The 13,642-nt window shown below is 71.0% G+C and carries 11 protein-coding genes and 1 pseudogene; 1 reads left to right on the top strand and 11 read right to left on the bottom strand.

The window, feature by feature from the left end:
• Nucleotides 1-27: 27 nt before the first annotated feature.
• From ACIHFD_RS56600 to ACIHFD_RS56580, 5 genes are read right to left on the bottom strand one after another with little or no spacing between them, the layout of a single operon-like run.
• Nucleotides 28-1,614 carry a PucR family transcriptional regulator gene (locus ACIHFD_RS56600; protein ID WP_397373961.1) on the bottom strand — a complete coding sequence of 529 codons (1,587 nt, stop codon included), beginning with the start codon at nt 1,612-1,614 and terminating at the stop codon, nt 28-30.
• Nucleotides 1,615-1,643: 29 nt separating this feature from the next.
• Nucleotides 1,644-2,486: a serine hydrolase gene (locus tag ACIHFD_RS56595; RefSeq protein WP_397373960.1), complete on the bottom strand. Its 843-nt coding sequence runs from the start codon at nt 2,484-2,486 to the stop codon at nt 1,644-1,646.
• Nucleotides 2,479-3,792, bottom strand: coding sequence for a serine hydrolase domain-containing protein (locus ACIHFD_RS56590; RefSeq protein WP_397373959.1), 1,314 nt, complete (start codon nt 3,790-3,792; stop codon nt 2,479-2,481). Before ACIHFD_RS56590 ends, ACIHFD_RS56595 begins: the two co-directional genes overlap by 8 nt.
• A 10-nt stretch (nt 3,793-3,802) precedes the next feature.
• On the bottom strand, nt 3,803-5,116 hold the full coding sequence (locus tag ACIHFD_RS56585; protein WP_397373958.1) for a serine hydrolase domain-containing protein: 1,314 nt from the start codon (nt 5,114-5,116) through the stop codon (nt 3,803-3,805).
• On the bottom strand, nt 5,080-7,011 hold the full coding sequence (locus ACIHFD_RS56580; RefSeq protein WP_397373957.1) for a S9 family peptidase: 1,932 nt from the start codon (nt 7,009-7,011) through the stop codon (nt 5,080-5,082). Before ACIHFD_RS56580 ends, ACIHFD_RS56585 begins: the two co-directional genes overlap by 37 nt.
• A 620-nt stretch (nt 7,012-7,631) precedes the next feature.
• On the opposite strand from ACIHFD_RS56580, the gene ACIHFD_RS56575 reads away from it, so the two are divergent.
• Entirely contained in the window at nt 7,632-9,116 is a 1,485-nt protein-coding gene (locus ACIHFD_RS56575; RefSeq protein WP_397373956.1) for an alpha/beta fold hydrolase, read from the top strand.
• 10 nt (nt 9,117-9,126) lie between these two features.
• Here the strand turns inward: ACIHFD_RS56575 and ACIHFD_RS56570 are convergent, their stop codons facing one another.
• The 6 genes and pseudogenes from ACIHFD_RS56570 to ACIHFD_RS56545 all read right to left on the bottom strand — a co-directional run.
• Entirely contained in the window at nt 9,127-10,062 is a 936-nt protein-coding gene (locus tag ACIHFD_RS56570) for a TolB family protein (protein ID WP_397373955.1), read from the bottom strand.
• Nucleotides 10,059-10,529 (bottom strand): heme-degrading domain-containing protein, encoded by a 471-nt coding sequence (locus ACIHFD_RS56565; protein ID WP_397373954.1) that lies wholly within the window; start codon nt 10,527-10,529, stop codon nt 10,059-10,061. The genes ACIHFD_RS56570 and ACIHFD_RS56565 overlap by 4 nt, the downstream gene beginning before the upstream one ends.
• Before the next feature lie 30 nt (nt 10,530-10,559).
• On the bottom strand, nt 10,560-11,594 hold the full coding sequence (locus tag ACIHFD_RS56560; RefSeq protein ID WP_397374031.1) for a Gfo/Idh/MocA family protein: 1,035 nt from the start codon (nt 11,592-11,594) through the stop codon (nt 10,560-10,562).
• A gap of 101 nt (nt 11,595-11,695) precedes the next feature.
• Nucleotides 11,696-12,748 (bottom strand): LacI family DNA-binding transcriptional regulator, encoded by a 1,053-nt coding sequence (locus ACIHFD_RS56555; RefSeq protein ID WP_397373953.1) that lies wholly within the window; start codon nt 12,746-12,748, stop codon nt 11,696-11,698.
• 91 nt (nt 12,749-12,839) lie between these two features.
• The gene (locus ACIHFD_RS56550; RefSeq protein ID WP_397373952.1) at nt 12,840-13,322 is read right to left on the bottom strand and encodes a nuclear transport factor 2 family protein; all 483 of its coding nucleotides are present in this window, start codon (nt 13,320-13,322) and stop codon (nt 12,840-12,842) included.
• Nucleotides 13,323-13,441: 119 nt separating this feature from the next.
• A pseudogene (locus ACIHFD_RS56545) lies at nt 13,442-13,642 on the bottom strand (hypothetical protein); the annotation flags it as partial.

The following is a 13,642-nucleotide window of genomic DNA, read 5'->3' as shown; positions in this document are numbered from 1 at the left end:
CACACGAAAAAGCCGGGAAGGCTCGTGCTAGCGACCGAAGATCCGCATCTGCAGCATCGCGGTGAGCCGGGCGTCGGGGTCGGACAGGTCGAGGCCGCTGATCTCGACCAGGCGCTTGAGCCGGTAGCGGAAGGTGTTGGCGTGCACGTGCACCTGGGCACTGGCCGCGTTGACATCGCCGAACGCGTCGAGGTAGGCCCGCAGGGTGGGGGCCAGTTCGGTGCCGTGCTCGGCGTCGTGGTCGAGCAACCGCTGATAGGGACCGGTGGGCGTCTGCTCCTCGGCCGCGGCCACGTCGGCGACCTGCAGCAGCAGCGACTCGAAGTGCACGGTCGTGTAGCCGGCGACCTGGCCGGTGGTGCCGCGGGCGCCCAGCACGCGCAGCGCCCGGTCGGCGTCCGCGCGCGACCTGGCCACCTGGGAAAGGTTGGCGGCCAGGCGTCCCACGCCGATGTTGGCGGCATGGCGGGGCCCGACCCTGGCCAGGAAGCTCTCCGCCACGCGTACGGCCCGCGCCTCCTCGTCTCCCATCGAGTGCAGCGGCAGCACGGCATACGCGACGGAGCCGACGAGCGCGGCGGCGGCCTTGGGGTGGATGGCGGCGACGTGGAGCGCCAGCGCGTCGCAGAACCGCTGCCGATCGCTCTCGCCGCGGGCGGGATCGGCGGCGTCGTCCGGGACGAGCTGGGCGGCCAGCACGCAGAGCCGGGCGGTGGCGATGCCGAGCCGCCCTGCCGCCTCGGGCGCGTCGCCGCCGCCGGCCAGCACGGTGGACAGCAGGTCGGCGCGCAGGCGCCGCTGGGTGTCGGCCCCGGCCCGCTCGCGCAGCAACTGCAGCGCGACGATCTTGGCGGCGTCGGCGAGCGCGCGTTGGCGCTGCTCGCTGAGCGGCTCGCGCACGGCCACCCAGATCGAGCCGAGGATCTCGTCGCCGCTGCGCACGGCCACGGCGGCCCGGTTGATCACACCCTCGTCCTCGAGCTCCATGTAGACGGGCGCGCGGCTCTGGTAGAGCTGTTTGAAGAAGCCGCGCTCGTCGAGCATCCGCAGGTAGCGCTCGGGCACCTGACGGCCGAGGACGGTCTCCACACGGCCCGGGTCGGCCTCGTCCTGCCGGCCGGAGAAGGCGAGCACCCGGGACGACCTGTCCTCGATGGTGACGGGCGCGTCGAGCAGCGCGCAGACGGCGTTGGCCAGTGAGAACAGGTCTCCCTGCGGCCCTTGCTCGGGCTCGGCCAGGTCGGCCTCGGCCAGCAGGGAACGCAGCAGCGCGGCGACCTGCGCCCAGGAGGCGGCCCGGGTGAGGCCGAGCACGGCGACGCCGGTCTCCAGCACGGTGGCGCGGACCTGCTCGTCGACGTCCACGGGCAGCTTCACGACGACGCCCGCGGCGGCGGGCGCGCGTTCGAGGAGTGAGCAGATCTCCGCGGCGCCCCGCACGCCGACCGCGAGCAGGATCCCACCCGAGGGGACGATCAGCTCGTCGAGCGGATCGAAGATGTGCACGCCAGTGACCTCGGCGTCGAGGTCACCGGGTGAGGCCGCCACGTCGAGGACGGTGGTGCCGAGGTCCTGCAGGATCCGTCCCAGACTGGCACGGGGACGGTTCCTCACACGGTCACGATAGTCCACGAAAACCGACATCAGCGGAGCCGGTCGACGGCCAGGCGGGCGGCACGGCCGATGGCGGCGTCCGCGGCGGGCAGGCGGGACCGGATGACGTCACTTCGTACGAACACGGCGACGGCGTACCGCTTGCCGTCGGGGCACTCGACGACGCCCGACTCGTTGCGGATCCCCCACAGGGTGCCTGTCTTGCCCGACACCTTCACCTCGTCGGGGAAGCCCGCGGCCAGCCGGTGCGGCCAGATCTGCTCACCCATGACCTTCCGCACCTCGGCGCACGCCTCGGGAGGGCCGGCCTGATCGCGCCAGATGAGGCTCAGCAGCGTGGTGATCTCGCGCGGGGTGCCGGCGGTGGTGCGGGCCGGGTCGCGTACGGCCATGGCCCGCAGCTCGTCCTCGGTGGCGGCGTCCCAGTCCGCACCGATGTCCTCGGTGACCTGCCGGAAAAGCTCTGCGCACCCGCCTATGAGCCGCGTGCGGCTCAACCCGAGCGTGGCGAGGGTGCCGTTGACCCGGTCGAGCCCGACGCGGCGGAGCAGCACGTCGGTCGCCGCGTTGTCGGACATCGTGATCATGAAGTGGGCCAGGTCGCGCAGGGTGAGCGACACGTCGTCGAGGCAGCCGGAGGTGCCGATGCCGCCGTCCTTGTCGGCCGCGGTGACGGTGAGCCGCTCGCCGCGGGCGATCTCGCCCGCGGCGGCCTGGCGGGCGTACTCCAGCGCGATCGCGATCTTGAAGACCGAGGCGAGCACGACGGGTTCGTCTGGGTCCAGCCCGATCTCGGCGTCGCCGTCCACCTCTCGGGCGTGCAGGAAGCCCCGCACGCCCGCTTCGTCGAACACCTCCCGCAGGTCAGGCACGAGCCACCGCACGGCCGTTGTGCAGGTAGGCGGCCGTCCCGTCCCGCATCACGAACGTGACCACGTCGTACCGGCCGCCCTCGGCCTCGACGGCGATGAACGACTCGCCGTGAAGGTGCACGTACCGGGTGGTCGTGCGGGTGGAGCCCATGCTCTCCATGAGCGGGCCGGGGATGAGCGTGACGTCCAGGCCTTCTCCGGCGGCGGCGACCTCGTAGCCGAGCTGCGGGCCGGTGTAGCGGCCCGCGTACGGGGCGCCGTCCACGGGCTTCGGCGCCTGCGGCGGCAGGGGCCGCGCGGGCATCGTCAGGCCGGTCGCCTCCTCGATGACCGGCCGCGCCACGTCGTCCATGAGACCGAAGAACGAGCCGCCGTTCCCGCTCATCGCGATCACGAAGCCCGACTCGGGAACGACGCGCCAGAACGTGCTCTGCCCGGGCGTGCCACCGTCGTGGCCGAACGCGCCCCAGCCGAACAGCTCCACTCCGAGACCCCAGCGGTCGGCCAGCGCGCCGCCCACCCCGGGCACGTGGATCTGCGGCGTGAGCATCGCGGCCACCGACTCCTCCGACAGCAGCCGGGTGCCGTTCGGTGCCATGCCGCCGGCCGCCAGCGCCCGGCCGAACACGACCAGCTCGCGCGGCGCCAGGCACATGGTGGAGCCGGCCGGGGCGTTGGAGCGGGGCATCTGCCAGCGGGGGTAGACGGCGGCGTCCGGCCCGACGTGCCCCGCCGACGCGCGGAAGAGCACGGCCTCCTCACCGAACAGCGCCGCGTGCGTGGCGCCCAAGGGGGTGAGCAGGCGCTCGCGCATCGCCTGCTCCCAGGTGCCGCCGCGCAGCCTGGCCACCAGCGCGCCGAGCACGCAGTAGCCGGCGTTGCAGTAGGAGAACAGCTCGCCCGGCTCGTGCACGTGCCCCGCGGTGCGCAGGTGCTCGAGGAACGTGTCCAGGCAGTCGTCGCCGCGCCCGGTGTCCTCGAACACGTCGCCGTCGAAGCCGGCCGTGTGCATGAGCAACTGCCGGACGGTGACGCCGCCGAACGCGAAGTCCGGCAGGTGCTCCCCCACCGGTTGGTCGAGCTCGACCAGGCCGTCCTCCACGAGCTGCATGACCAGCGCCGCCGTCCACACCTTCGTGGTGGAGCCGACCTGGAACACGCTGTCCTTCGTGGTCTCCACGCCGGTGGCCGTGTTGACCACGCCCGTGGCGGCCTCGTGCAGCTCGCCGTCGTGCCACACCGCGACGGCCGCGCCGGGCACGCCATGCTCGCGCGCCGCCTCGGCGAGGCGATCCCGCAGGTCCATATCCTTCTCCTCAGCCGACCTTGGGAGTGGCGCGAGCGCCCATGTGCATGTACAGAGTGCCATCGGCCAGCTCGAAGAACACGGCCGCCATCCAGTCGCGGGTGCCCGGCGCCTGGAACAGGAACAGGTTCTCATCGACCGGGACGAAGTCGGACTCCTCGGGCTCCTGCAGGGCGGCCAGCTCGCCGGTGGCCTCCAGGCGCAGGCGGGCCTTGCCGTCGTCGAGCACGCTCACCGTGATCCGGGCGCCGGCCCGCTCGTAGACGCCCGCGTACGGCGCGACGTCCACGCCGGCCGGCGTCTCCGGCAGAGACGGCGTGGGCGGTACGGTCAGGCCGTCGAGCTCGGCGAACAACTCGGTGGCGACGGCTCGGGTGAACTCGCCGCTGCGGCCCCCGTTGGCGGTCACGCAGACGACGGTCCCGGTGCCGGGCACGGCCCACAGCATGGCGTGCTGGCCGATGGTGTTACCGCCGTGGGAGATGACCTTGTGCCCGCTCCACTCGTCGATGATCCAGCCGATGCCCCACTGCCTGCCCAGCGTGTACGGGTTGGGGATGTCGACCTGCGGCTCCCACATGGCGGCCGGGTTCTCCAGCAGGCCGCCCTCCAGGTGGGCGCGGCCGAAGGCGACCACGTCGGCCGGGCGGGCGCAGATCAGCCCGGCCGGGCCCATCGACCGCATGAGGCCCCACACCGGGGCGGTCTTGCCGTCCTCGTGGCCCATCGCGGCGCGGAAGCGCAGCACGTCCTCCGGCAGCGTCCAGGTGTGGGTGAGGCCGAGCGGCTCGCAGATGCCCTCGCGCAGGACGTCGTCCCAGCGCTTGCCGGTCAGTTGCTCCAGCACCCGGCCCGCGATGACGAACCCGGAGTTGCAGTAGGACTGGGTGACGCCGAGCGGGTGGTTCTGCGCCAGGGTCGCGCAGGCCTCCACGTACTTCTCCACGCAGTCGTCGCCGCGGCCCGTGTCGATGAACTGGTCGCCGTCGATGCCGCTGGTGTGGGAGAGCAGGTGCCTGATCGTCACGTTCTTGGTGACCTCGGGGTCGGCCACCCTGAACTCGGGCAGTACCTCGATGACCGGCGTGTCCAGCGTGAGCCGGCCCTGTTCGACCTGCTGCATGATCAGAGTCGCGGTCCACACCTTGGTGACCGAGCCGATCTGGTAGAGCGCGTCGGTGGTCGCCTCGACGCCGGTGTCGACGTTCAGCGTGCCGGCCGCGAACTCGTGCAGCTCGCCCTGGTGCCAGTACGCCAGCGCCGAGCCGGGAACTTCGTACTCGGCGATCAGCTCGGCGAGCCGCTGACCCATTGCTCCAGCCACGCGATGATCCTTTCGTTGTAGTCGTACCTGTGCGAGGGGCGCCCGCTCAGGATGAACAGATGGCTCGCGCCGGGATAGCGCACCAGCTCGACGGGCACCCGGCGCTCGCGCAGCGCGGTGAACCACTGCTCGGCCTGACCGACGGGACAGCGGTCGTCGTCCTGGCCGTGCAGGATGAGCGTCGGGGCGGTGACGTCCGCGACGTGCGTGATCGGCGACTGGGCGGCCAGGTCACCGGCGTACTCGTGCACCTTCATCAGGTGGCCGAGGTCGGAGGTGCCGCTCAGGCTCGTCAGGTCGCTCACGCAGCCGCCCGGGATCGCGGCCTTGAACCTGCCGGTGGTGGCCGACAGCCAGCAGCTCATGTAGCCGCCGTAGCTGTAGCCGGTGACGGCCAGCCGGTCGGGGTCGGCGACGCCGTCGGCGACCAGGGCGTCGATGGGGGCGAGCAGGTCCTGGGCGTCGCTCACCCCCCAGGCACCGAGGGAGGCGGTGTAGAAGTCCTCGCCGTACCCGTCGCTGGCGCGCGGGTTGACGGTGAGGACGGTCCAGCCGCGGGCGGCGAGGAGCTGGTGGTAGAGGTGGAAGCCGTCGAAGACGGGCGACCAGGCGTTGTGCGGGCCACCGTGCACGTCGAGCAGCAGGGGGCCGGGCGTCCGCGCGGTCTCGTCGCGCAGGACGAAACCCTCGACCTGGGTGCCGTCGGGGGCGGTGAACGTGCGGCGGCGGGCGGTGAACAACTCGACGTCGTCGAGGCCGTAGTCGGTGAGCCGGGATATATCCGGCGCTGACGCGCCAGATATATCCGACATTTCGCCCGACGTTACCTTTTTCGTGCTTGGGGTCATCAGGTAGACGTCTCCCGCGCTGTGCTGCGTCGCCGCCACGTACGCGACCGCCCCCGCCGCCGTGCTGATCCCCGAGATGTTGACCTCACCGGGCACCAGCCGCTCGCCGGGCGCCCCGTCGGAGACACGGTAGAGGTGCGTCGAGCCACCATCGCGCGCACAGAACAGCAGGTCCTCGCCGAGCAGCGCCGGGGTGCCGCCGGGGTAGCCGGGGGCGCCGGTCATGACATTCCGATCGAGGGCCGTCTCCACCTCGGCCCACCCGCCAGGGCCGAGCGCGAACAGCCGTTCGTGCCCCACCACGGCGCCCTTCAGCCCCGCGACGACCAGCCGGTCGCCGAGCCACCAGACGCCGCCGCAGATGAGGCCGGGATCCGTCAGCCGCTCCGGCACACCACCCTTGGCCGCCTCGACGGCGTACGCGGCCCCGCCCGCCTCCAGGTCGCGGTCGGCGTCCATGGCGGCGGCGAACGCCAGGCGCAGGCCGTCGGGCGACCACGACGGCTCGCCCGCGTGGAAGTCGCCCTGGGTGGCCTGGACGGTCTCGCCGCCGGCCAGGTCCGTGACGAACAGGTGCCTGGTCAGGCCGCGCAGCAGCCCGGCGCCGTCGGCTTTGTGGTCGAGCCGGCCGGTCACGACAGGGGCGTTCGGGTCGGGCATCCCGCCGTCCTCACCCGTTCCGACGGGGGCGGCGAACGCGATGCGGGAGCCGTCCGGAGACCAGACGGGCGCGCCGGCGCCGAGCTTCGCGGCGGTCACCGGTGCGGGCTCGCCGCCGTCCATCGGCATCAGGTGGATCTGCGGCCCGCCGTTCACCGGCCGCAGGAACGCCAGCGTCCGGCCGTCCGGCGACCACCGCGCGGCACTGCCCGCGGCGAGGCGCCGGGGCTCGGCGCCGGGAGCGGCCAGCCAGATCTCGGTGCGGTTCTCGTCGGAGTCCCGGACGGCGGTCGTCAGCGTGTACGCCACCGCTCCCCCGTCGGGACGCACCTGGGGATCGGAAGGGATGGCGAGGCGGTACAGGTCGTCGAGCGCGAGATGCGGCATGAACGAACCGTAAGCCTCCGCCGTCCGGGCATCTTCGGCGCTCCCGACGAACGACGCTGCCTGGCTTGTGCGGGAGCCCAACGCCCGGACCGTCCCGGAGGCGGAATCAGGCGCCCCGACGGCTTCCTGCCGCTGTTGCCACCGCCGCGGCACCGGCAGTAACGCGCCTGGCCTTCTCCCTTGCCCATCGGCACGGAACCGGAGCGGAAGCAGAACGGAACAGCGGTTTCGTAGGGTCCTCCGAAAGCGGCAACGGCCAGATGGGAGCCGACACCCCGCCCGAGCCGCTCGACGAAACCTTCCTCCGCGCACGGGGCGGGCAGGCCATCCGTGAGCTCACCTAAGAGGCGCACCGTGCACCAACCGGAGAACGACTTCGGCGTCCGGGACGTGGACGGGCCCGCCCGCGAAGGCGCGCAGATGCCGACCTGCTACTTTACGCAGCTCCTAATGAATATCAGATGCATAAATATGGATGTAGCGGCGCAAGTCTGAAGAAAGTAGGCTCATGATCTTTGGAGCCAACGGCCCGACCGGGCGGCTCGCCACTGCCCAGGCGCTCGCCGAGGGCCGTGCCACCGCCGCGGTCACCGAGCCGGCCGATCAACGACAGGAGAACTGTGCCAAGAAGAACTTCCCTGCTGGCCACCGCCCTCGTGGTGTTCGCGACGTTGTTAACCGCTCCGATGGCCAACGCGACGGTGACCGGAGACGACGTCACGGATGCCATCGGCAAGCGCGGCATCACCTGGGGGCCGTGCGAGGAGGAGCCCACCGTCGAGTGCGGCCTGCTGGCCGTACCGATCAACTGGTCCAACCCGAACGGACATACGGTCAACCTGACCCTCGCCCGGCGCAAGGCCGCCGACCCCTCCGCGAGAATCGGGTCCCTGCTGACCAACCCGGGCGGACCCGGCAACTCCGGCGTGAACGACATCCTTCGCCCCTCCGGCTTCAGCGAGGACGTCCAGCGGCGGTTCGACATCGTCGGCTACGACCCCCGGGGCGTTGCCCGCAGTGGCTCGGTGACCTGCTCGGCTTCGGTGTACAACGAGATGCCGTACCCGGTCATGACCAGCCAGGCCGACTACGACAAGTGGGTCGCCTTCAACAAGAAGCTGCGCGCGGACTGCCGCAAGCTCACCGGCCCTCTGTACGACCACATCGACTCGGCCAACGTGGCGCGTGACATGGACGCCATTCGCGCCGCGCTCGGCGAGGAGAAGCTGACCTCGTACGGCGTCTCCTACGGCACGCTCGCCCAGCAGATGTACGCCGAGCTCTTCCCGAACCGGATCCGGGCCATGGTGCTGGACAGCAACATGGACCACAGCCTGAACGTCAAGGCGTTCCAGGTGACCGAGGCGGCCACCGTCCAGGACAGCTTCGCCGAGTTCGTCGCCTGGTGTGACCGGAGCACAGACTGCGTCCTGCACGGGCGCGACGTCCGGGCGCTGTGGAAGGGACTGCTCGAGAAGGCGGACCGCGGCGAGCTGTACTGGCCGGGCGTCACCGACCGCCCGGTGAGCGCTCACAACCTCCTCTGGCTGGGCGTGGTGCTCAACGAGGCGCCCGCCTGGCGGCAGGAGGCCAAGGTGCTCCTCGCCCTGGACGGCGGGCCGGTGCCGGATGACATGCCGGGCCCTCCCGGCAACGGGCCCGTGGGCGGTGAGTTCGCCGAACTCCCCACCGCGATCCTCTGCGAGGACTTCAACCTGTCGCTCCGGAACTACAACGAGTACGCCGACGTGATGCGCAGCTCCAACGCGGTGGCCCCGGACCTGCGGTACAACCCGATGCCGATGGGCGACATGCCGATCTGCCAGGGCCACCCGGTCAACAACCCGCAGCACCGGCTGCGGTACACGGGTAGCGCTCCGCTGCTGGTGGGCACCTCCATGCACGACCCCGACACACCGTACGAATGGTCGGCCAACGTGGCCCGGCAGCTCGGCTCCAAGGCCACGCTCCTCACGTACGAGGGCTGGGGCCACGGCGTCTACGGCATGACCCAGTGCAGCACGGCCGCCATGGACGACTACCTGATCTCGCTGACCGTGCCCGCGCGGGGTACCCGCTGCCCGGCGGAAGAGCCCCAAGGCTAGAGCCAGATCTTCAGGCCGGGTTCTCCAGGTCGTTCTGGGAGCCTGTGGGGTAGTCCACGAACGCGAACGCCGACCCGTCGGGCGCCCAGCTGGGGACGTTGATCGTGCCCTGCCCACCGTGCAGCGCCACCAGCGTCTCCGGCTCCTGCCAGGCGTCGACCGACACGAGCCGCAGCTCGACGGGGAGGTCGGCGGGGTGCCCGGTCGTGCCGGGCGGGTAGCTGAGGTACACGGCGACATCGCCGCTGGGTGCGACGTGCGGGAACCAGTTCACCCGCTCGTCGAAGGTGAGCTGCTCCAGCCCGGTCCCGTCCGGCCGCACCCGGGCCAGTTGCGCGTGCCCTGGGGCGGTGGAGAACTGTTCGGTGTTGAACACGATCCACTCGCCCTCGGGCGTCCACTCGCACCCGTCCGCCGGGCCCGGGTCGGTGGTGACCGCGACGTCGTCCTGCCCGTCCAGCCCGACGGTGTGGATGGTGGCCGACGCCCACCAGTTGTCCCCTTCCGGTTCCAGGCGCACGTAGCCGAGGCGCCGCCCGTCGGGGCTGACGCCGTGCAGGAAGTGCATCCCCCCGTCCTCGACGGTCACTCGGCGAGCCTGCTCACCGGCGAGAGGGGCCTCCCAGATGTGCCAGTCGTTCGCGGAGGCGAACACTGTGGTGCCATCGGGGGCGAGCACGTGGTCGTTGTTGACGTCGGGCAGGCCCGTCACATGGATCTGACGTGGCGGGGCCGAACCGTCAGCGGGGCCGTCGGCGGGCAGGAGCCAGAGCCTGCCGTCACCGTTGACGAGCAACTGCCCGTCCGCCGTCCAGTTCGGCGCCTCGTAGAGCCGGTCGCGGGACTCGAACACGGTACGCACGGTGCGGGTCGCCCGGTCCCAGATGCGGATGCGCGCGGACTGACCAGGCCGCAGCACCCGCTGGGGGATCTTCTCGTCACTCACTTTCCGTCCTCCTCCGCGAGGTGAGCCCGGATCCCGGCGACGATGAGGTCATGGTCCTCCATCGATGACAGGCCGGACGCGGTCGCCGCGGCGACGACACCGACCCCGCGGACACGGATGGGGAACGATCCGCCGGTGACCGCGTAGTCCGCCCCCAGCCATCCGACCGCTGCCGGATCCACACCGGCAGCGGTCAGGCGAGCGTCGACCAGGGCGCTGCTGTTCTCCATGCGCAGCACCACCGCGGCCTTGCGGGCGATCCACACGTCCTGGTCAGGGGCGATGCCCGGCAGCGCGGCGCGGAACAGGATCAGACCGGGCCTGCGGATGTCGATGCCGACCTTGTGGCCGGCTTCCTGTGCGATCGCGGTGATGCGGGAGCCCAGCCGCCAGGCGTCGGCGTGGTCGAACGCGTCGAATACCAGCTCCTGTTCCTGCTGCTCCAGCGCGGCGATCAGATCCGTCATGGGCGGGCTCTCCCTCGGTCGCGGATGGCTTCACGACCCTACGAGCTGGGCTCGGGCCTGGTCGATGGTGGCGATGATCGAGACGGTCTCTTCCAGCGGGTGCACGGGCGACTCGGTGCGGCCCTCGCCGACGAATCGGGCCAGGGCGGTCGCCTCCCAAGAGAGCCCGTCGAAGCCGCGCAACCCGGTCGGGTCGCTCCACCGCAGCGTCGGCGAGAAGTGGTCGGCACCGGACAGGGTGAACGCGGTCGGCGCGAAGAAGGGGCCGTCGATGCTGAGCGTCGCCTCGGTCCCGGCGATCGCTCCGGTCATCGGAGTGCGCGCCTGGATGGACGAGTACAGCGTCGACAACGCACCCTGCTCGTGACTGAGCACGAGTGTCGAGTACGCGTCCACCCCGGTATCCGTCATCCCGCCGACCGCGACAACCCGCGTGGGGGCACCGAGGACCATCGAGGAGAACTGCACCGGATAGACGCCCAGGTCCAGCAACGCCCCGCCGCCCAGCTCGGGACGGTTGAGCCGGTGCTGCGGGTCCGCGGTGATCGCCTGCCCGTGGTCGGCCAGCACCGCCCGCACGTCCCCGAACACTCCGTCGGCGAGGAGCTTGCGGATCACCGAGGCCTGCGGCAGGTAGCGGCTCCACATCGCCTCCATCACCAGCACGCCGGCAGCCCGCGCGGCCTCCGCGAGGGTGCGCGCGTCCGCCGCGGTGACGGTGATCGGCTTCTCGATGAGTACGTGTTTGCCCGCCGCGATCGCCGCCAATCCCACCGCGAGATGCGCGCTCTGCGGGGTCGCCACGTAGACGACATCCACCTCCGGGTGGCGAACGAGCTGCTCGGTGGAACCCAGCACGTACTCGATTCCGTGCTCGGTCGCGAACGCCCGCGCCCGCTCGACCGAGCGCGACGACACCGCCACCGGCCGCTGCGCCGTGTGAGCGCGCAGAGCCTTCGCGAACTCGCCCGCGATCCAACCCGGCCCGACGATGCCCCACCGCAGCGACGGCTCACCGCTGCCGGGAAGGTAGAGGTCCGGGTCGGGCAGGTGGGAAGGCAGCATGCTCACGCTCCCATTCAACGACACATTTAGCACGAGCTAACACAAGATGGCCTTCACCTTAGCACGAGCTAAAAACCGGATGCCGAGGGCTCCGTACGCGTTTACGGGCTGGTCCGGGCTCTGCCCGTCGACTCCCGAACCACCAACCTCGTCGGCGTCGCGCTCACCCGGCGCGGCCCGTCATGGCCCTCCAGCCGATCCAGCACCGACAACAAGGTCGCCTCGACCGTCGCCTCGACATCCTGATGAACGGACGTCAGCTGGTGATACGACAGCGATGCCACATAGCTGTCATCAAAACCGACTACCGAGATCTCGCCGGGCACGTTGACGTTCGCCCGCGCGAGCACCGCCAGCACACCCGCCGCACACTGGTCACCGCAACACACCACAGCCGTAGGCCGGTGACGTCGTCCCAGGACATGCCGCGCGGCACTGGCACCGCCTTCCTCGGAGAAGTCGCTCTCGAGCACCTCGGCGCGCTCCGCGAGTCCGACCGCGGCCATCGCGCTCCGGTACGCCTCGGCCCGAAGACGGCCCACGGTTCCACCTCGTCCGCCGACATAGACGATGTCGCGATGCCCGAGCTCCACGAGGTGCTCGACCGCCAGACGAAGCCCCTCGATCTCATCGACATGGACGTTGTCGACGTCGAGCTCGTCCACCCATTCCCCGAGCCACACCACAGGCACGAGCTCGCGCGCATCCGCGAGGGCACGCGACGCCGGGTCCGGATTGAACGCGACCAGCGCCTCGACCCGCTCCTCCATCAGCTCCGCGACCACCACGTCGGTCGGCCGATCCGACGTCGTCGGCCCCAGCACCAGCCCGAAACCCCGTTCCGCGGCACGAACGAACAAGCGCTCGATAACGCGCACCTGGAACGGATTGCGCATCCAGAAGAGCGCGCCGATCAGGCGCGTACGGTTCTGGCGCAGCAGCCGCGCTGACGCATTCGGCCGGTAGCCAAGCTCATCGGCCGCAGCCAGGATCCGTTCTCTCGACTCTTCGCTCGGCCCCGGGACGCCCCTCATCACGAGCGAGACCAGCTGACGCGACACCCCCAGATGGTCCGCGACATCCTTCATCGTCGGGAGCCGGCCCGCGCCCCTGCCCGCTCGACGTTTCTGCGCGCCACCCACCCCGGTCGCCATGGCCCCAGTCTCGCACGTGCCGGCGCGGCGGCTCGGCTCAGCGCAGGCACGCCTCCTCCGGCCGCGAATCCCCGGGGAGGAAGTCCTCGTTTCAGGCGTTGGGGTCCTGGACATAGCGCTGGAAGCGGGGGATGAAGCGGGTGCCCAGCAACCGTCGCCAGCCGCGTGGCCGCCCGGCCATCGCCAGGGCGAGCGGAGCCGAGTCGAAGTACGAGATCCGCTCGGCGATCAGCCCGTCCACAAGGACGAAGCGATCGACCGCCGTCCAGGCCAGTTCGCGGCCGCCGAACGTCCCGCTGAGAGTGAACTCAATGAAGATCGCGTCGTGGGTGGCGCTCCAGCGGTGAACGGTCGCGTGAATGTCCGGGACGAGTTCGAAGAGCCGGGCGAACGCGACGCGGCACTCGTCACGTCCCCGCAGCGTGCCCATCAGCGGCTGAACGAGGACGATCTGATCACTCCACAGAGCCTCGTGCTTGCGCAGATCGGGCGTCCGCCAGCCGTCCTTGAACCTCTCGACGAACGCGGCCGCCGCATCGTGATCAATGACGTCAGGAGTGAAGGCTGCCCGCATGATCCGACTCTAGAACGCGCACCGAGGCGTGTCATTCGCACTCCTGCGAGCGCGGCCTTCGCGGGCGCCGCCGTATTCGCCCGCATCACTCAACCGGCGAACGGGGCAGGCGTTCTCCCTCACCCAGCCCGTAGTGCCCGTCGCGCCGTCCGGTCGACGGCGGGGGTCTGGACGTCCGGCCCGGTCTCGCCGCCGTACGTGGCGATCTTGTACTCGACGGCCGTCAGGGAAAGGGTCAGCTCACGGATCCGGCGGCGGATCGTGTCGCGATGCTCGATCAGCAGGTCGAGCCGCTCGGGCACCGTGTGCTCCCCGGCATC

The sequence above is a fragment of the Nonomuraea sp. NPDC051941 genome (assembly GCF_044593615.1).
This window is presented reverse-complemented; position numbering and strand designations above follow the sequence as displayed.